Below are 20,003 nucleotides of genomic sequence, written 5' to 3'. Positions count from 1 at the left end.
TCGCACCAGAAACTCTCCGTGCTCCGCGAGCCACGGACCAGGGAAAACGGTGTCAGCTAGTTGTCAGCCGCCCGCCGATTGTTGCCACGGCGAGCTCAGCCGGCGTCCATGCGGCCGACGAGCACACCCGGGCACGAGGCGCCCGCGGCGAGGAACGAACGGGCCGGGTCGTCGCCCACCGCCTCGACCGAGCGCAGCAGCTCGAACACGCCGAGGGAGAGGCGGACCGGGCCGAGGGCGTGGACGCGGCGCCCGCCGCGGATCCGCCATCCGAGGACCACGGTGGTGAAGGTGCCGCGGCGGCCCCTGATGGCGCCGGGATGCACCACCCCGACGGCCTCGATGCCGTCGTCCATGCCGGAGCGCAGATCGTCCAGGGACCGGGTGCCCGGGACCAGCGAGATGCGGGACGGGCTCTCCACGGCGGGTTTGTCCGGTGCCTCGCGGCGGGCCGAACCGGACGGAGGCACGCCGAGCACCGCGGCGTTGTCCCGGCCGGTGAGGAAGCCGCGCAGCACCCCCGCCGAAAGGAGCGTCTGCCGCCGGGTGGGGGTGCCCTGCGCGTCCACCGGGGCGGGCGGGTCGTCCACCAGGGTGACGGCCGGGGCGGCGATCCTGCGGCCCACCCGGGCCAGCAGGGGCCGCATGCCGGACAGCACGTTGCCCGCGCTGAGCAGGAACCCGAGGCTGCGCACGAGATGGGCGGCGACCTCGGGGTGGAGCAGCACCGGGTGGGGGCCGCTCTCCACCACCGCGCGGGGCCCGGCCAGGTGGACGGCGCGGAACTCGCGGGCACGGGTGGCGAGGAGGTCCCAGCTCAGCTCGCCGAACCGGGTGGCGGCCAGGCCGTCCACCATGTGACCGCCGAGGCCCTCCAGCCAGTGCCAGGCGTGGTGCCCCGCCTGCTCGTACGCCACGGCCGTCCCCGCGGCGTCCGCGACCACCGTCCAGCTCCGGCTGCGCACGTGTTCCGCGCCGAGCGCGACGGGCCCCTCCACCGGGGTCAGCAAGCGGGAGAGCAGGGCCCGGCAGTAGTCGAACGGCACGTCGGGCTCCGCGGGCACCGGATGGATCGCGGCCTCACCCGGCCGGCGCGCCGCCGCCGGCGGGGGCAGGTCGTGGGGGTCGGCGGTGAGGCGGGAGCGGCGGGCCAGTTCCACGGCCAGGCGCGCGGCCTCCGCGGGCTCGCCGGGCGGGGCGCCGAGGAGAAGCCCCGCGACGCCGCCGCCGGCCTGGACACGCAGCTCCGTGACCGTGGTGACGCCGTCGCGGCCCGCGTGGGTGCCGTCCGCGAAGACCTGGGTGGCGCGCACCGAGGTGGTGACGGCCCGCACGTCGGCCGCGTCGCCCCCGGCGTCCGCCACGGCGTCGAGCAGCCGCCGCGCCGACGCGAGCAGGTGCTCCGCCGCCGAGGTCACGGGCCGCTCACCGCCATCGCGGCCACCCGCAGCGTCGGCTGGCCCACCGACACCGTGAGAGGGAACTGGCCGAGCTTGTTGCACTGGTAGCCGTACGGCATGAAGCGCAGGTCGTCGCCGATCAGGTCGATGGCGCGGAGCACTCCGAGACCCGTGCCCGACAGGGTGGCCTCACGGATGGGGGCGGTCAGCCGGCCGTTCTCGATGAGGCGGCCCGAGGTGACCCGCACGCTGAACCGGCCCGAGCTCATGTCCGTCTCCCCTGACACGATCGACTCCACGTACAGGCCGTAGGGCGTCGCCGCGATGATCTCCTCGGGGGGCATGGCGCCGGGGACGACGTAGGTGCAGCTCATGCGGGGCAGCGCGGGGTAGGCGTAGCTGAGGCGGCGGCCGTGGCCGTGCGGCTCGGCGCCGGTCGCGGCGGCGGTGCGCCGGTCGTGCAGGTACGACCGCAACACGCCGCCCTCCAGCAGGGCCACCGCGGCGGCGGGCTCGCCCTCGTCGTCGAACCGGTACAGCCCGGCGCCGGCCGGGGCGCGGGGTGAGTCGATGAGCGTCAGTCCGGACGGCGCGAGCAGCTCGCCGAGCACCCCTCCGTACGCGGCGCCCGGCTGCAGCGCGACGTCGGCCTCCAGCCCGTGCCCGCACACCTCGTGCAGCAGCGCGCCCGGCCCGCCCGCGGCGAGCACCACCGGCAGCTCACCGGTGGGGGCGTCGACGGCGTCGAGGTCGCGCACCGCGGCGTCGGCCGCCGCCCGCGCGGCGGCCCGGATCACGTCGTCGCCGACCGAGGCGGCGAGGCTGTCCGGTCCCCTCACCTCGGCCCCCGCGACGCGCATCACCCGGGCGGTCGTGCCGTTCCCGCGGGCGGTGACGTGGACCCGCAGTTCCACATGGGCGTGCGAGCCGTGGCGCAGCACGCCGTCCTCCCGGGCGACCAGCGTGGCCCGTTCGGTGAGCTCGCCGGTGACCCGCGCGACGGTCACCCCCGGGTACGCCGCCCCGGCCTCCGCGGCGGCCACCCCCACCATGCGGGCCAGCGTGCCGGCGGTGCCGAGGTCGGTGTCCGTGGTCATCTCCGGGCCGTCCCATGGAGCGCCCGGCGGGCCGTACACGTCCGCGGCGCGCCCGTCGTCGCCCAGCAGCAGCGGCAGCCGGTCGCTCGCCAGCCACGGCAGGTGGCGGTGGCGCACCCCCCGCTCGGTCACGAGGGACAGACCCATGCCCTCCCTGCGCCGCTGCCCGAGCCGCAGGCCGTCCTGCTCGGCCACGGCCCGCGACAGGACCCACGACTCGGCGAACACCTCCGCCCGGCACCCGGTCCCGGCAGCGGCCGCCAGCCGCACCGCGGCGTCACCGTCGACGAGCGGCGTGCTCATCCCGGGACCCCGGCCGCCTGGAGGACCGGCGCCTTTTCGGGGGACGTCTCGGGGAGACTCTGCGGCACGGCGCGGGCGGCGACCAGGCGGAGTTCGGCGCAGTGGGCGCCGTCCGGGCCCGGGAGCCACAGGTCGCCGGGGCCCGGCAGCATCTCCGAGAGGGTCAGGTCCGTGCCGGGCTCGCTGAGGTGGGCGACCAGCTCGGCGAGGAACAGGCCCTCGGTGTCCAGGAGCACGGGCTTGCGCTCCCCGGGGATCTTCACGAACGTCCACCGCGGCAGGCCGTGCCGCCGCACCGCGCGGCGTACCGCCACGAACAGGGCGAACGCCGACTCGTCCCCTGCCGTGCCCTGGGGGGCGTCGGGCGTGAGCTCGTCGCGGTCCACGAGCCAGCGCTCCCGCTGGATCACGGTGCGGCCCACCGAGATGCGGGGGGTGTGCCGCACCCCCTCGGGGGCGCCGAACGTCACCGGGCGGACGCGGGGCGGGGCGAGCACGTTGTGCGCCGGGGAGTCCAGCTCGCCGTTGTACAGCAGGAATCCGTCGTGGCCCGGCGCGGCCAGCAGCAGCCGCCCGTCCCTCGCCACGACGTCGACCTGACCGGCGGGGATGGTACGCCCGTCGGTACGGTGGCTCGGCTGGGCGGCTTCCACGGTGGGGCCGGGGAACTCGAACGGCACGATCTTCGCGCGTTTCGCGGTGAGCATGTTGGCCAGCGGGTGGGACGTGTCGAGCCGGTCGAGCAGCGCGGCCACCTCGGCCTGCGCGGCGGCGGGGTCGCCGGCGAACTGCAGCGCCCACCCCCACAGCAGGGCGGTGTCGTGCGACTCGGCCAGCACCAGGGTGAAGTCCCCGGCCCGGACGGCGTCCAGGTCCCTGGCCACGATCATGACGTCCGGGGAGCAGACCAGGGCCCGCCCGGCCAGCGTGCCCGGTGCCACCGCGACGTCCGCCGGATCGAGGACCACGGCCTCCCCACCCGCCGCCTTCTCCTCGATCACCGTGCGCCACGGGGCGGGGGGCGCCGGCGGCAGGGGCTGTTCCGGCCAGGGGTGGGCCAGGTAGCGGGTGAGGGGGACCCGGCCGCCGCCGGTCAGGCCGAGGGCGGCGGTCGCGGTGGCGGTGAGCGCGGCGTGCGTGCCGATGGCGGCGGCGGCCAGCAGGTCGAGCACAGGGGCGAGCTCGGCGGTGAGCAGGTCGAGCACGGCGTCGCCGAGGCGCAGCGGGGTGGCGTCCCCGAGGCACTCCTCGGTGATCACCAGCCGGTCGGCGTACAGGCGGCCGCCGGCCCGCCGGGGTTCCAGGCCGGTGAGCCCGGCCACGGTCTGTTCGAGGTCCGCGAGCAGGTCCTTGCGCCGGGCGAAGTCCGCACCGGCGAACTCCTGCTGCGCGGCGCGCAACGCGGACAGCCGCCCGAGCCACACCTCCCGCGCGGCGCAGTCCCCGGGCAGTCCCGCCACCCGGTCCAGCAGGGCCTCCAGCGCCCGCGGCTCGGTCACCGGCAGGTCGATCCCGAACGCCACCAGCCGCGTCCCCGCCAGCCGTTCCAGCGCGGCCACCACCTCGTCCACCGGGGCACCGGTCAGGCGGGCCAGCTCGGCGGCGTCGCGCCTGCCGTCCACCAGCGGCAGCACCTCGGCGGCCCGCCCGGCGAGGGTGACCGTGCGGGCGCGCGCCAGGGTCACCTCGACGCGTGCGCCGGCCGACACCGCGGCCAGGGGGGACAGCCGGGGCCGCAGGTAGGGGCGGACGGACGGCTCCTCGGCGAGGCGGTCGGCCAGGGCCTGGACCACCCAGTAGGCGATGTAGGCGTGCCGCCGGGTGACCGCCCCGGCGCGGGGCCGTTCCTCACCCGGAGGCGTGAAGTCGCCGTAGTTGATGGGGCCGAAGAAGGAGGCGGTCTCGTTCTTGGCGGCGACCCGCTGGAGGTACCCGGCGAGCTGGCGCTCCAGGGACCGCACCCTACCTGTGCGCGGCCCGGTCAGATCGGCGGCGACGTGGCCGCGCAGCCCGCGCTCGTACATCTGCGGGCTGGACAACCACACCGCCTCCTGGAACCGCTCGTCCGCCGCGAGGTCCCGCAGCGCCGCCCGCCGTTCCGGCAGCTCGGCGGCGAGCCCCGACCGGGCGGCCTCCCACGCGCGCTCGCGCCCCTCCAGAGCGGCCCGGTACCGCGCCAGCACCTCCCGGGTCGCCGCGTCCTGCTCGCCGTCCTCGTCGGGCAGCGGCCGGTGCCGCGACAGGCTCTTCCACAACCTGCGCCGCAGCCGCCCGTCGGTCACCCCGTCGTGGTCCCGCAGACACGCGACGGCCTCCGCCGCCGCGCCCGCCACCGCCTCGTCCGCGTCCAGCGCCGCGTCGATCAGCGCGGCCGTCCGCGGGAACGAGATCCGGTCCAGCACCGCGAACGGGAACCCGGTGCTGCGCAGAATGAACGTGGGGTGCAACTCCCACTCCGCCGCTCCGGGAGGAGCGTCCTCCGGCCGGGACCGCGACATCCGACCCACCGCCGGCTCCGCCGCTCCGGGAGGACCGGACTCCGGCCGGGGCCGCGACACCTCGTCCGCCGCCGGCCCTCCCGCTCCGGGAGGACCGGACTCCGGCCGGGACCGCGACACCTCGTCCGCCGCCGGCCCTCCCGCTCCGGGAGGACCGGACTCCGGCCGGGACCGCGGCTCCCAGGCCGTGGTGGTCACTCGCGCTCCAGCGCCGGGGTGAAGGCTCTCACCCACTCGTCGTCGCCGGTGGCCAGGTAGCCGGCGACGGCGCGGCCGGTGAGGCCGCCGGTGAGGATGCCCTGGCCGCCGTGGCCGGTGGCGGCGATCACGCGGTCCTCTGCGGGGACCGCGCCGATCAGGGGACGGCCGCCGGGGGCGGCGGCGCGCAGGCCGCTCCAGGCGTCGCGCAGGGAGCCGGCGGCGAGCCGGGGCAGCATGCGGCCGAGGAACGCGGTGAGCACCAGCAGGCCCTCGGGGGTCACCGACTCGGCGAAGCCCGCGTTCTCCTCGGTGGCGCCGACCACGACAGTGCCCGACCTGCTCGGCGCCGCGTACACCGAGCCGGACACCACGTGCCGCAGGCTGACGGTGGCGTCCAGGCGCAACATCTGGCCGCGCAGGGGGCGCACCGGAAGCGGGGTGATCCCGGGGATGGCGCCGGACCACGCGCCGGCGGCGACGACCACCCGGTCGGCCTCCAGCGCGCCGTCCTGGGTGCGCAGCGTCACGCCGTCCGCGGACTGCTCGACGCCGAACACCTGGGTGCCGAAGCGCACCTGTGCACCCGCGGCGACGGCGGCCTGCTGGAGCAGCGTGACGTAGCCGTCGGCGTCCATCACCAGGCCGGTGGGGTCGAAGTACGCGCCGTGGATCTTGCCGGTGGCCATCAGCGGCTCGACGGCGGCCAGCCGCTCGCCGTCCAGCCACTCGCCGAGGTAACCGGGGTGGCCCGCGGCGGCTTGCTCCAGCTCTTCCCGGTGCTGCGGGGTCCGCACGACGCGGATCACCCCCGCCTCGGTGCGCAGCCGGCCGGGGTCGCCGCCGGTGAGCTCCTCCAGGTCGGCGAGCAACTGCTTGCGTCCCGCCTCGGCGAAGCCCAGCATCAGGGGGTCGGCGAGCAGGCGCACCGACGGCACGCCGACCCCCGCGGCGGCACGCGAACCGCGCCCGCCGCGCGCGCCGGCGTCCAGCACGCAGACCGAGGCACCCTGGGCGGCGAGCAGGCGGGCAGTGGACGCCCCCACCACCCCCGCGCCGATGACGGCGACGTCGTATCGAGTCATTGGTCTTCCTTTCCGCGAGGTCCCTGAGGGCGGGTGAAGTACGTCATCCGCAGTTCGGTGCTGTAGCGGCCCCGCCCGTCGGCCAGCCACCAGCCGTCCGGGCCCGGCAGCAGTTCGGTGAGCCGCAGCGGCCCGGACGCCGCGCGTGTCATGTGGACGAGGTGCTCCAGGCTGAGCGGCTCGGCGAGGTCGGCGTAGAAGGGTTTGCGCTCGCCGGGCACCCGGGCGAACACCCGGGCGGGCAGGCCGTGCTCCGCACGCAGCCGGTCCGCGGCGAGCAACGCCTCGGCGGGGCCGGCGGCGCGCAGCAGGCCGTCGAGCGCGGCGGCGGGGATCTCCCAGGCGCGCCGCCAGAGGGTGACGCCGCCGAGACGCACCCGGGGGGAGGCGCCGGGGATGTCCAGCGGCGGCGCGACCACGGGCGGCGGGCCGAACAGCCAGCTCGACGCGGCGCGCGGGTCCCTCGGGCGCAGGAAAAGGTCTCCGTGGCCCGGGTGGCGCAGCCGCAGGCCGTCCGGCCCGCGCACCACCGTCACGTCGGCGGCGCGCAGACGGTGCGCGTCGTCCTTGGTGGAACGGCCGAGCACCTCGATGTCGAGGCCGGGGAGGTCGCGCTCGAACGCCTTGCCCTGGGTGCGGCGGTGCACGAGCGCGGCGGGGAGCCTGCCGTCCACGGTGAGCAGCTCGGCGATCTCGGCGGCGAGGTGATCATGGTCCCGCAGCAGCGCGCCGAGGTGGGTCCAGACCTGGGTGCCGTGGTGGATCTCCCCGACGATCAGCTCGGCGGCGCCGTCCCGCAGGGCCTTCTCGTCGGGGGCGGCGAGGAAGATGTCCGGGGAGACGGTGAGGCCCGGCGGCAGCGGCCGGGTGAACGGCGCGACGTCGGCCGGGTCCAGGTCGGCGAGGCCGTCACGGTCGCGGTCCCGCACGAGGGCCGCCAGGCGGGCCAGCCAGGCCGCGACCGGCGGGGCGTCCGCGATCCGCGTCATGTCCACGTGGGCGTCGAGCGCGGCGATGAAGGGGAGGAAGCCGGTGGCGGCGCCGCCCCCCAGCTCGGCGTGCAGCGCGAGGGCCCGCTCGTGCACAGCGTCGGCGACCGTGAGGCCGTAGCCCGCGCACAGTCGCAACACCGGGTCCAGGCGCGTGGAGATGCCGTCGAGCAGCGGCCCGCCGATCGCCGCGTCCACGACATCCCCCCGGCAGTCCTCGGTGACGATCAGCCGGTCGGCGTAGATGGTGCCCGCCGCCCGGCGTGGCTCGGCCCCGCTCAGCTCGGCGAACACCTCCTCCGCCGCACGCAACGCCTCCAGCCGGTCCGCGTCGCCCGCCGCCGCGAACCGCGCCACACCCGCCGCGAACCGGTCCACCCGCGCCACCCACGTCGCGGCGTCCTCGCCCATGCCGGCAAGCGCCGCGCGGAGCGCCGCGAGAGGGTCGTCCACGGCGGTGGGGACCGGGATGTCGCGCCGGATGACACCACGCGCCATGAGGCGACGTGCGGCGGCCTCCTCCTCGGATGTGGCCTTCTCGGCGAACCGGCCCAGGGTCACCCCGGCGTCACAGGCACGGACCGCCGCCCCGGACGCCGGATCGAGCCGTGCGGCACGCCCGTCCGGCATGACGAGCCGCCGTCCGTCCGGCGAGGCGGCGAAACCAGGCGCGAGGCGCAGCGGCACGTGCTCAGCGAGGTCCTCCGCGGCACGCCCCGCCAGGGCCTCGGCGGCCCAATGAGCGGCACGCGTCCACCGCCCCTGAAGGCTGCCGGCCCTGCGGTTCAGGACGAGCGGCACAGCCGAACCAGCCTCGACCCGCACGGCGTCCACCGGCCCGAAGAAACTCACCGACTCGTTCTTCGCACAGAACCGCTGCAGATACGCGTACAACAACCCCTCCTCCCGCCGCACCTTCGCGTTCCGCCCTCCAGGCGGACCGGGGGAAGGGGGTGGGGTGGGAGGCAGTCCGGCCGACGAAGCCGCCGGGACCACCGGGGCCGACGGGACAAGCGAGTCCTTGGAGGCGGAGGACGCCGGGGAGGCCGGCGACGCCACCGGGGAAGTGACCGGCGAACCGACCGGCGACGCAACCGGCGACGCAACCGGCGAACCGACCGGCGAAGCGACCGGCGAACCGACCGGCGAACCGACCGGCGAGGTGGGGTGGGTTTGGGTGAGGGGGGTTCGGTGGAGGACTCGTTCGTAGGCGCCGGGGTTGGACAGGAGGACGGCTTCGCGGAAGGGCTCGGTTGTCGCGGTCTGCCAGAGCAGGGTGCGGGCTCGGGTCAGGGCGGCTTCCGCCGTGGCGTTCACGTGGGCGCGGCACGTGTCCAGCCGGCCGGTGGCGGCGCGCCAGCGGGCTGCCCAGTCCGCGGTCTCGGGGCCGAGTGACTCCACGGTCGCGAGTGCGTGGGCGGGGGGCGGCTCCGTCCGGTCCGCGGCGCGGCGTACCCGGTAGAGGGCCTTGAAGACCGGTGGCGGGGCCTGCGCGGCCTCCTGCTCGCGTACGGCACGGTCGAAGAGCTGGGCGGTGAACTCGGCGCACAACTTCTCGGCGTGCGTCCGCGCCGCCCGGTAGGCGTCCAGCGACCCGGCCACCTCGGGGACGGTGAGGCGGTCGAGCAGCTCGAACGGGAAGCCGGTGCGCCGCAGCAGCGCCAGGGGCGCGGGCCGCCACCGGGTGGCGTCCGCCGTCATGGCGTCGCCTGGGACAAGGGCCGTTCCATGCTGCGTGAACTCCGGGGTCGCGGGAAATCGCCGGTGCCGTGAACCGGAACGGGCTCGACGCCCACCGTAAACGGCCCGGCCCGCGTGGCCCGTCTTCCAGAATGCTGCGTTCAGCAGACCGGAAGAACGAGCGGGAAAACCCAAACTCGGCACGTGCGAAGAAGACACGCTGGGGCTGCTGTTACAGGATCGGTGAACGACAGGAGGGACCGCGCTCCCGGCCGCACGGGACGTGCCGGCCCGCCGTTTCGCCATGCCCGGCCCGGTGCCGTGCGTGCGACAGCGGAGACGAGGAACGCCCCGGTGACACGCGTACCCGCGGGTCACCGGCGAACATTCGAAAAGGAGCCCTGCATATGGCCGACGAGGAGATCTCCCCGGATTCCGCGGTCGATTCCGTGGCGGAGGACGCCGCGTACGACGACGACGAACTCGGCGACCTGGACGACATGGAGTTCCTGCTCGAGGAAATCGAGAACCGCATCGCCCCGCTCGCCTGAGCGATACGGCCGCCGACGGCGGTTCCCGCTGAGACATCTATTTCCAATGCCACAGGATCGCGATGGGAGCCCTGGTGCGAATGGTTACGAATACATTGGTGGAGATCCCGCGGGACGTGCTGCGCGTCGGCGGTCCGGCGTCTCCGTCGCCCGGCACGGCGCCCGTCGTCGTGGCCGTGGGCACCCGGCTCCCCGTCGCCTTCTCGTCCCTGCGTGCGGTGCTGACCGCACTGGCCGGGCTCGCCCCCGAGGTCGTGGACGAGGTCGCGCGGCGCCGCCGGCCGGAATGGCAGTGGTTGTTCCCCGGGACGTTCCCCGACGCGCCGCTGCTGGCGGACCTCGCGGGCACGCCGTCCGAGCGGCGCCTGCACGCCGAGTCCGAGCAGGTGTTCCGGGTGCTGGACACCGGCGCCGAGGCGGTGACCGCGGCCCTGGTGGCGGTGGGCCGGCCGCTGCTGCTGCGCGGGATCGGGCACGCCGACGTGGTGAGCCTGCGGGCGCTGCCCCGGATCGCCGAACGGCTCGCGCTGAGCGGAGCCACCGGCACCGGCTTGTGGCTCGCCGACCTGGACCCGCCCGCCGGGACGTCCGCGCGGGCCGCCGCCGTGCGCCGCGCCACCCTGGCGGCGCTGCTGGACCGGCTCGGCGTCGCCGCGCCGTCCCCTGAGCCCCCCGTGGAGATCCTCACCGACGACGTGCCCGGGGACGTGCCCGAGCACCGCCAGTTGACCGAGGTGCTCGGCGAGCCCGCCGGGCCGCCGGAGCGCACGGCCGCCGCCGCGTTGCTCGCCATCCGGTCCTGCTTCTTCAGCGCCAACCACGAGGGCGGCATCCTCGCCGCCGAGGCGCTGCTCACGCTCCTCGACACCGTGCCCGCGCTGGACTGCGCCGCGGTCCGCGAGCACTTCACCGCGCTCGACCCCGGCGACGGCACGCCCGCCATCGGCGTCCACGTGGACGCCGCCGCCTCCCCGGCGCACCTGCGGGCCTTCGCGCTGCGCTCCATCGGCGTCGTGCGTGCGCTGGTGCAGGACATCGAGGGCGCGCGGGCGGAGTTCGACCGGGCCGCCGCCGTCGCACCGGACGCGGTGAGCGAGGCGCAGGTGCTGCTGCTGCGGGCGCTGCTCGCCGTCAAGCGGGCGGGTACCCTGCCGCTCGGCGTCGCCGACATCGAGCACGGCCTCGGGCGGCTCGCCAAGGAGCCGTCGGAGGTGTCCGCGGTCGAGCAGGCGTGGCTGCGCAACGTCCGGGCGCTGGCCCACGTGCGGGCCAAGGAGTACCCGCAGGCGATGCGCGAGGAGAAGAAGGCCGTCGCGCTGATCTCCAAGCTGCACTCGGCGGACGCGACCCACTTGAAGATCAACCTGATCTCCAACATCAGCGTGCTGCAGGAGATGGCGAAGAAGTACGACACGGCGAGCGGCACGTGGGACCACTTCGCCAAGATCAGCTCCGGGTGGGGCGACAGCTTCTTCAAGCACCACAGCTACCGCGCCGCGGGCCTCGACTACCGGGCGGGGCGGCACGAGGAGGCGCTCGCCGGGTACGCCACCGCGTACGAGCTGGCGCGCAGGCTCGACGACCAGCTCCACCAGCAGATCGTCGCCACCGAGATCGGCGGCATGCTGCTGGACCTCGGCGAGCCCGGCCGGGCCGGCGAGTGGTACGTGCTGGCCGAGACCGCCGCGACCGCGCTCGGCGACCCCTACGCCCTCGCGGTCGCCCGCACCGGACGTGCCGTCGCCGCCGGCCAGACACCCGGGCCGGACGTGCGGGAACTCGCCGCCGCCAGCCTCGCCTTCCGCGTGGAGGCCGCCACCCTGATCGCCGCGCTGGACGCCGCCGGGGACGACCCCGCGTCCCTGGCCGGCGCGCTGCCCCGGCCCACCACCAAGCTGAACCGCCCCTTCCGGCTGATCGCCCTCGACCTGGCCGCGCCGGCATGACCGCGCCGGCCCACCCCCGAGCCGAACCGTCCGCTCCGGCTGACCTCCCTGGGCCTGGCCGCGCCGGCGTGACCGCGCCGGCCCACCCCCGAGCCGAACCATCCCTTCCGGCTGACCTCCCGGGGGCTGGCCGCGCCGGCGTGACCGCGTTCCGGATGCTGGACACCTTCGTGCTGCGGCGCGCGGGCTTCCCGTTCGGCCTGCTGTCCGGCCTGGACTGCCCGCGTACGGCGGCGGCGTTGCGCGACGCGCACCTGTGCCGGGACCGCGCCGAGGCGGCCCGCGCCGGGCTGCTGGAGACCGTGATCCCGGCGGAGGTGGAGCGGCTGCGCGCCGACGGCGGCGACCGGGCCGCGCTGCGGGCCCTGTCCCGGCTGCGCGCCCGCGTCGGGCGCCGCGCGGCGGCCGAACTGCCGGCCGGCCCGTGGTCGGCGGAGCTGGTGTCCGGCCACCGGGAGTGGACCGGCGCTCTGGACGACGCCGCCGCGCACACCGCGCGGGCCGGTGACCTGCTGGAGTCCGAGGGGCCGGAGGCCGCGGCGGCGCTCCGGACCGCGACCGGGCGTACCGACGTGCGGGAGGCGGTGTTCCTGCTCTCCCCCGACTTCCTGGAGTCCCTGGTCCGCCGGGACGAGCGGCCGGGGGAGGCCTCGCGGACCGCGCGGGACCGGGCGATGGAGCGGCGCGAGTACGCCTACCTGCAGCGTCTCGGCGCCAAGAACGAGACCACGAGCTTCTTCGGCCCGGTGTGCTTCGGCCGGGTCGACCCGGAGGCCGACTCCATCGAATGCGGTCCGGAGACCCCGTCCGGCGTGGCTTCACGGGAAACATTCACGACGTTCTGGGCAGCCGTCGCCTGGGGGCGGGCCGCCGCCGCAGTGCCGTCCATCCGCAAACTGCTGCCGCCACGCCGCCTACCGGTCGCGATCATCGAGGAGACCGGTGTCGCACGGATTCCCGGGCGGGACCCCGTGCGCCTCGACCCGATCGATCTCGCGCTGGTGCGCGCCGCCGACGGGGTGAGGACCGCCGCCGAGCTGGGGATCGCCACCGGTACAGGCGCCGAGGAAGCGGAGCGGCGGGTCAGCGTACTCGAGCGCACGCTGCTGCTGCGCCGGGATCTGGAGCCGAGCTCGACCACCGTGTACCCGCTGCGGGACGTGGTGGGGCGACTGCCGGACGTCCCCGCCGCGGCACGGTTCCGGGACGCCGCCGACGACCTGGAGGCGCTGCTGCGGCGGTTCGCGGAAGAACCCGGCGTGGCGGAGCGAACGAAGATCCTCGCAGCCGCCGAGGAACTGTTCACGTCGGTCACCGGCGTACCCGCGCGCCGCAACCAGGGCCGCACCTACGCCGACCGTTTCATCCTGTTCGAGGACTGCCACGCCGACGGCCAGCCCGTACGCTGGCCCGCCGCCACCGCACGGCGAATGGAGCGGGCCCTCGACCCCGTGCTGCGTCTCGGCCTGACCGGCGGACGCCTCCAGCACGAAGGCCTCCGCGCGATCGCGGCCGAGGTCCTGTCCCGCCACGGCGGGTCACTCCCGTTCCTCGACTTCGCCGACGAGTTCGCCGCCCACCTCGCGACCGGCGCCTTCGAACCCGTGCTGGACACCTGGGGCCGCTGGCGGACCGCGTTGCTGGACCGTTTCCTTGCCGTGTCCGACGGCCGCCACGCGTACCTCCCCCCCGAAGCGGTCGCGGACCTCACCAATCCCCCCGAAGGCACCTTCTTCGTCAGCCCCGACGTGATGCTCCAGGCCGGTGACGCACCGCTGGTACTGGGCGAGATCCATCCCTACGTCTTCGCCTGGGGACTCCAAGCCCACTTCGCCCCCGACCCCGGTGAGCTGGCCAGGGACGTGGCCCCGGCGCTCGGCGTGTGGGGCGGCCTGGAGCGCGCGGCCACCGTGCTGCACCGCCGCCAGCACAAGGGCCTCGTCGGCGCGACCTACCCCGGCACCTTCATCGAGGTCACCGGCCGCTCCGGCGCCCCCGCCGGCCGCCACGTGGCCGCCGGCGACCTCCGCGCCGTCCTGCGCGACGGCCGCCCTGAGCTGATCGGCCCGAACGGCCCCCTGTCCCTGTACATCGGCGAAGACGACCACCCCCACCTGCGTGTCTTCGCCCCCGTCCCCGTCGACTTCCCCCGCCTGCGCGCCGGCGAACACACCCCGAGGCTCGTCCTCGGCGACCTGGTCGTCCAACGCGAACGCTGGGACCTCCCCACCGGCACACTCCCCGGCATCACCAACGCCACCACCCGCCTGGACCTCTTCGCCGCCGTGACGACCGAACGCGAACGCCGCGGCTGGCCAAGACACGTCTTCGCCGTGAGCCCCACAGAAACCAAACCCATCTGCCTCGACCTGGACGCCCCCCCGGCCCAGGAACACCTCCGCACCCTGGCCGCCACCGCCCCCCTGTCCCTCTCGGAGATGCTCCCCACCCCCGAATCCCTCTGGCTCCACCGCTCCACCGGCCCCCACACCAGCGAATTCCGCATAGCCCTCACCACCCACACCGGACCGACTCCATGACCCCCACCCCCCCGACGATCATCATCCCCCCACTGTCCGACATCACCACACTCCCGGAACCCCCCACCACCCCCCTCCACGTTCTGAACCCCGGCCATCACTTCATCGCCCGACTGCTCGCCACACCCGGCACCCCCTCCAGCCCCGCCGAAGCCAGCGGAGTCGCCGAACCCGCCAGCTCCGCCGAAGCCGCCGGACCCGCCGGACCCGCCGGACCCGCCGGAGTCGCCGGACCCGCCGGAGTCGCCGGACCCGCCGGACCCGCCGGACCCGCCGGACCCGCCGGACCCGCCGGAGTCGCCGGACCCGCCGGAGTCGCCGGACCCGCCGGAGTCGCCGGACCCGCCGGAGTCGCCGGACCCGCCGGAGTCGCCGGACCCGCCGGAGTCGCCGGACCCGCCGGAGTCGCCGGAGTCGCCGGAGTCGCCGGAGTCGCCGGAGTCGCCGGAGTCGCCGGAGTCGCCGGAGTCGCCGGAACTAGCAGAACCACCGAAGCGGCAAGCGGCACCGGCACGGCGGCGGAGCCGCCGGCCGCGGGCATCACGCCATCGGCCGCGCCGCCGGCCGCAGGCACGGCGGCAGCGGGCGCCGCGCGGGGGGAAACAGGGAGTGGCAACGCGGGAGCGCCCCGTGCGGTGGCCATGGACGGGGTCGCGGAGGACGTTGTCGTACGGTTGCGGGCGGGGGTGGCCGGGATGACCAACGCGGCGGGACCGTTGGGACGGATGCGGGCGGCCGCCGTCCTGGTCCCCGCGGCGGCTCATCACCCGGCCGGGGCGGTCGAGGTCACGCTGGACGATCTGGAACTGCGGGACGGAACCACCGAGGACTCGGCCGCGGCCCTGCGGGCCTCGCGCGCCCCCGCACCGTACGACGCCGAGGTCAAGGAAGCCATCGAGACGGCCACCGCCGCGGGTGGGGACATCTGGCTGGTCCTGGACCGGGACCAGCAACTGCCCGCGACGCTCACCATCGCCGCCCGCCTCCCCACGCCGCCCCTGGTCACCGGCCGTTTCGCCCGCGCACACTGGCCGGTGCTCGCCACCCTGCCACCGCTGCGCCACGCCAAGCTCGCCGATCCTCCAGCACCGCTCTGGCGCCGGGTCACCGGGCTCCCCCCCGCGGACGAACCCGGGCCGTACTGGCGCGAATGGGCCGGCGACCCGGTCCCCCCCGCACCGTGGGCGGGCCGCGCAGGACTGGCCATGACCGTGGCGGACCCGGGCGGACTGATCGCCTCCGGCTGCACCACGGTCGTACTCGGCATCTGCGCCGCCGACCACGAGGTCATCGGCCGCGGCGGCGGCACGGTGCCGATGGACCGGATGCGTGAGGCCGTCGAGAAACTACGCGCCGCCGGCGTCACCGTGCTGGCCGAACTGTGGCTGGGAGCCCCAGGCATAAGCGCGACCCGCACCCGGACGGCCATCGCCACCCTGACCGCAGAGAACGCCCCCGTGGACCGCCTCGTCGGCCTGCGCCCCTTTGACTGGCCGACCCACTGGACCACCCCCGCCTGGGGGAGAACCCCCGTGGAGATCACCCCGTCCACGAAAGACCTCGCCCGCCACCACCACTTCCACGCCCCCGGCACCTTGACGGATGCCGAAGTCCAGGCCCTGATAGCCGACATCGGCCCCGCCCTGGCGAGCACCGGCACCCTGATCCCCGCCCGCGTCGCCGCCGCCTACCTGGCCGAGGACCCGCCCGGCGGCACCACCCCCGGCATCGCCCTGGCCCCCGACACCGTGCTCGTCACCACCCCGCCCGACTGGTACGCGGTGAACCTACGCCTGGGCCGCGTCATCCGCCTGGACCCCCGCGTGGCGAGCCGCCTGCGCACCACCCGCCACCCGATCCCCGAGCCGGACGCCCTCCCCGGAGTCCCCCCGAAAGGCCGCGCCAAGATCCTCGACACCCTGGTCGGCAACGGCCTCCTGGTACGCACATGACCCACCACCCAACCGGCCGGCCACCGCACGACGGCGCCGATCCCGCCGCACCACGTCCCACCGTCGCGGCGACGCGGGGACGCCGTCATGACGGCCGGGACGGTGGGGGCGGCGGGGTGTACCGGGGGCGGTGCCGCTCGTGCCGGGGCGGCTGGAGTTCTACAGCGAAGGAGACAGTGCGATGAATGGTGACGGGGTGGAGTGGGAGCTCGGGGCGATCTTCGTGATGCGGCATGCGGGGATGCCGTTCGACTGGGTGGAGTCCTTGGGGGCCGGCGCGGAGGTGTTGGCGGCGTGCGCCGAGGTGCTGGCGGTCGAGGATGAGTTGGCGAAGGTTTTGGGGGAGGACTCGGCGGGGGAGGTTGTGGGGGTGTTGGCGCGGGGTGGGGCGCCGTCGGTGCCGGGGCGGGCCAAAGGGGTGGTGCGGCGATGGCAGGAGGCGTTCGGGCGGCTTGTGGAGGTGTACGAGGAGGAGGCGCCTCGGGTGCGGGGGCGGTTGCGGGAGCTGGCGGGCACGGAACGGTTCAGGGACGGGGTGTTCACGTCCAATCCGGGGATGTATGACGGGATGGTGGCGGGGTATCTCGCGCTCGCCGAAGTGCCGGACACGGCGAAGTATCGGCGGGTGGAGCGGCAGCTTTACAACTATCTGCAGCGGTTCTGCGCGAAGAACGAGACGGCCAGCGCGTTCGGGCCGATGGGGTACGGCGAGGTGGGGGGCAGCGGGTTCGCGGTCGAGGCGGCGGGCGGGCAGGTGCGGCGGGCCTTCCTCGCGCACTGGGCCGTCGTCGAGCTGGCCAGGGCGGCGGGGCGGGACAAGGGGCTGGCGCCGCATGTGCCGGTGCGGCTCAGCATGCTCGCCGTCCGCACACCCGCGGGGGTCATGGCGGACGGCCGGGAGGTCCCGCTGCCGGAGGGGTCGCTGACCGAGCGGGTGGTCGCGATCCTGGAGGACGGGGCGGCGGGGCTCGGCCGCTTGGCCGAGGTCACCGGGGTGCCGGTGCGTGTGGTGGCCGAGACGGTGCGGCCGTTGCTCGCGGCGGGCGTGGCGGTGCGGGGGCTGGAGGTGCCGGGGGAGACGGTCGATCCGCTGCCGGGGTTGCGGGCCGCGATCGAACAGTTACCGGAGTCGCCGGGCCGAGACCGGTGGCTCGCACGTCTGGACGGGCTGGCGGTGCGGTGTGAACGGTTCGCCGCGGCGGCGGGTGACGTCGGCACGCGCCGGGACGTGCTCACCGAGCTGGAGACCACCTTCACCGAGCTCACCGGGGTCCCGGCCCGCCGCGGCGCGGGCGCGGTGTACGCGGACCGCCTGGTGCTGTTCGAGGAGGCCTCCTCGCCGTTCCGCCTGGCGGTGGGCCGGGACACCGCCGAACGGCTGGCCCGGGCGCTCACCCCGGCGCTGGAGCTGTCCGCCGCCTTCGGCGACCAGGTGCAGGAGGGGCACCGCACGGCCATGGCCGCCCTGGTGGAGGCGGCCGGCGGCACGCTGACGTTCACCGACTACGCCGCGAGGGCCCGCCCCGAGCACCAGGAGGGCAGCCGTTTCTCCCCGGTGCGCCCGGTGGACGTGCCCGCCGAGGATGGTGAACCGGTGAAGCTGACCGCGGACGCCCTCGGCGCGTCCGAGCCGGGCCCCCGGTACGCGCTCCCCGACGTCTGCCTGGCGATGGCGAGCCCCGAGGAGGCCGTGGACGGCTCGTGGCGCGTGGTGCTCGCCCGGGTGCACCACCACCTGCTGCTGCGCGGCTGGCTGACCACCTTCCACCCCGACCCGGACGCGTTCGACCGGGTGGCCGCGGACTGGCTGGCCCGGGACGGCGCCGGCGTGACGGGCCTCGCCACCAGCCGCCGCAACAAGGGCTTCTACCGCTTCCCGGGCCGCAGGCTCGTCTTCACCGCCACCGACCCCGAAGGACGCACGGACAACGTGACCGCCGCGGGCTGCACGGTGACGCTGCGGGACGGCCGCCCCGTGCTGCGGGACCCCGCCGGGAACGCCATCACGCTGTACCCGATGCTCAACGACCTCACCACGTACCCGCCGTTCGCCGCGTTGTCCCACCCGTCGGTGCTGCACGCGCCGGTGCGCGGCGGCACGGGCCACCTCGGCAGGGTGACGATCGGCGACGCGTGCTACCAGCGCGAACGCTGGATCCTGGACGCCGCCGCGCTCCCCACCGGAGGCCGGGGCCCCGCCGCGCTGCTCGCCCTGCGGCGCCTGGCCCGCGCGCACGGGCTGCCGCGCTTCGTGTTCGCCCGCGTCGAGGCCGAGCGCAAGCCCATCCTGGTGGACACCGCCTCACCGTTCGCCGCCGAGTTGCTCGGCCACCTGCTCGGCGGCGAGCGCACGCCGGGCACCCGGGTCCTGGTGGAGGAGATGTACCCCGGGCCGGACGAGCTCTGGCTGCGCGACGAGGCCGGCCGCTACACCTGTGAACTCCGCATGCAACTGACCCGCCCCACCCCTGAAGCAGCACCCCTGCCCGCACGAGGAGGGAACGCATGACCACCGAGACCACGCCCGGGACCGGGCCCGCCGAGATCCCCACGACCGGCCTCCGCCGCTACCGCACGCTGTTCGGCACACCGGGCGTGCTGCCCATGACGCTGGCCGCGCTGGTCGCGCGGCTGCCCAGCGGGATGATCGGCCTGGTGCTGGTGATCGGTTTCGTGCAGAGCACCGGTTCCTACACCCAGGCCGGTATCGCGGCGGCCCTGTTCGCGGTGGGTGTCGGCGTCTCGGGGCCGCTGCGGGGCCGCGCGGCCGACCGGCGCGGCGCCGCGATCGTGCTGGTCATCTCGGGTCTCGGGCAGGGCTTGGCGCTGCTGGCCCTGCTGGTCGCGCTGACCGTCCGCGCCCCGGTCGCCGTGCCGATGGCGATCAGCTTCGTCATCGGCGTGATGCTGCCGCCGATCTCACCGATCATGCGGACGATGTGGAGCCGGTCGCTCACCGACTCCGGGGTGCGCACGGCGGCGTTCGCCCTGGAGTCCATCGTCGTGGACGCGGTCTACATCGCCGGCCCCTCCGCGGTGGCCCTGTTGCTGGTGCTGGGTGACGCCCGCGTCGCGCTCGGCGTCACCGCCGCGCTGACCGCGGGGGGCTGCCTCGCCCTGGCGGCGGCCCGGGCGATCCGCGTGTCCCGGCCCACCGGCGGGGACGGCCCGCGTGACTGGCGGGGCCCGTTGCGCGCGTCCGGGGTGCGCTGGATGTTGCCGGTCGGCGCGCTCGCGACCGGCGGCATCATCGGGGTGGAGGTCGCGCTGCTTGCCACCGCCGACTCCTTGGGCCACGCGGACGCGGGTGGCCTGCTGATCGCGGCGTTCTCCGTGGGCAGCGTGTTCGGCGGCCTGGCGTACGGCGCGTCGCGGTTGCGCGGCACCACCGCTCAGCATCTCGGGGCGTTCCTTCTCGTGCTCGCCTGCGGGTACGCGGTGGCCGCCGCGGTGACGAACCTGTGGCTGCTCGCGGTGCTGTTCGCGGTGACCGGGGTGGCGCTCGCCCCCATGATGACGGCGCAGTTCACCGCGATGGAGGAGGTCGCGCCCGAGGACTCCATGACCGAGTCGTTCGCGTGGCTGAACGCCCTCGGCCAGGGCGGCGGCGCTCTCGCCGCGGCGGCGGCCGGCGGTCTCGCCTCGGGTGGCAACCCCGGCGGCGGCTTCCTGGTGGCCGCGGGCATGGCCGTCCTCGCCGCCGTCCTCACCCTCGCCATCCGCCCTTCCGCCCCGGCCCCGGCGCCGGGCACGGCGGCCTGACG

The 20,003-nt window shown here is 75.7% G+C and carries 11 protein-coding genes; 6 read left to right on the top strand and 5 right to left on the bottom strand.

The window, feature by feature from the left end; translation table 11 throughout:
* Window positions 1-95 precede the first annotated feature (95 nt).
* The 5 genes from ABGB17_RS16560 to ABGB17_RS16540 form a co-directional block, all read right to left on the bottom strand.
* On the bottom strand, window positions 96-1,418 hold the full coding sequence (locus tag ABGB17_RS16560) for a metallopeptidase TldD-related protein (protein ID WP_347630306.1): 1,323 nt from the start codon (window positions 1,416-1,418) through the stop codon (window positions 96-98).
* Window positions 1,415-2,800, bottom strand: coding sequence for a TldD/PmbA family protein (locus ABGB17_RS16555; RefSeq protein WP_347630304.1), 1,386 nt, complete (start codon window positions 2,798-2,800; stop codon window positions 1,415-1,417). The genes ABGB17_RS16560 and ABGB17_RS16555 overlap by 4 nt, the downstream gene beginning before the upstream one ends.
* Entirely contained in the window at window positions 2,797-5,298 is a 2,502-nt protein-coding gene (locus tag ABGB17_RS16550) for a lantibiotic dehydratase (RefSeq protein WP_347630302.1), read from the bottom strand. Before ABGB17_RS16550 ends, ABGB17_RS16555 begins: the two co-directional genes overlap by 4 nt.
* Window positions 5,299-5,492: 194 nt before the next feature.
* Entirely contained in the window at window positions 5,493-6,581 is a 1,089-nt protein-coding gene (locus ABGB17_RS16545; RefSeq protein WP_347630299.1) for an FAD-dependent oxidoreductase, read from the bottom strand.
* On the bottom strand, window positions 6,578-9,271 hold the full coding sequence (locus ABGB17_RS16540) for a hypothetical protein (RefSeq protein ID WP_347630297.1): 2,694 nt from the start codon (window positions 9,269-9,271) through the stop codon (window positions 6,578-6,580). Before ABGB17_RS16540 ends, ABGB17_RS16545 begins: the two co-directional genes overlap by 4 nt.
* Before the next feature lie 386 nt (window positions 9,272-9,657).
* Between ABGB17_RS16540 and ABGB17_RS16535 the strand changes: the two genes are divergently transcribed.
* The 6 genes from ABGB17_RS16535 to ABGB17_RS16510 all read left to right on the top strand — a co-directional run bounded on the left by ABGB17_RS16535 (window position 9,658) and on the right by ABGB17_RS16510 (window position 20,001).
* A complete protein-coding gene (locus ABGB17_RS16535; RefSeq protein ID WP_347630295.1) occupies window positions 9,658-9,801 on the top strand; it encodes an ammosamide/lymphostin RiPP family protein in 144 nt (47 codons plus the stop codon).
* 98 nt (window positions 9,802-9,899) lie between these two features.
* Entirely contained in the window at window positions 9,900-11,747 is a 1,848-nt protein-coding gene (locus ABGB17_RS16530; protein ID WP_347630293.1) for a hypothetical protein, read from the top strand.
* 140 nt (window positions 11,748-11,887) lie between these two features.
* Complete coding sequence (locus tag ABGB17_RS16525) at window positions 11,888-14,287, top strand: lantibiotic dehydratase (protein WP_347630291.1); 2,400 nt, start codon at window positions 11,888-11,890, stop codon at window positions 14,285-14,287.
* A gap of 695 nt (window positions 14,288-14,982) precedes the next feature.
* A complete protein-coding gene (locus ABGB17_RS16520; protein WP_347630289.1) occupies window positions 14,983-16,239 on the top strand; it encodes a hypothetical protein in 1,257 nt (418 codons plus the stop codon).
* A gap of 181 nt (window positions 16,240-16,420) precedes the next feature.
* On the top strand, window positions 16,421-18,748 hold the full coding sequence (locus tag ABGB17_RS16515; RefSeq protein ID WP_347630287.1) for a lantibiotic dehydratase: 2,328 nt from the start codon (window positions 16,421-16,423) through the stop codon (window positions 18,746-18,748).
* A complete protein-coding gene (locus ABGB17_RS16510; protein WP_347630285.1) occupies window positions 18,745-20,001 on the top strand; it encodes an MFS transporter in 1,257 nt (418 codons plus the stop codon). The genes ABGB17_RS16515 and ABGB17_RS16510 overlap by 4 nt, the downstream gene beginning before the upstream one ends.
* The last annotated feature ends 2 nt before the right edge of the window (window positions 20,002-20,003 follow it).

The organism is Sphaerisporangium sp. B11E5, from assembly GCF_039871875.1.
Classification (GTDB): Bacteria; Actinomycetota; Actinomycetes; order Streptosporangiales; family Streptosporangiaceae; genus Sphaerisporangium.
This window is presented reverse-complemented; position numbering and strand designations above follow the sequence as displayed.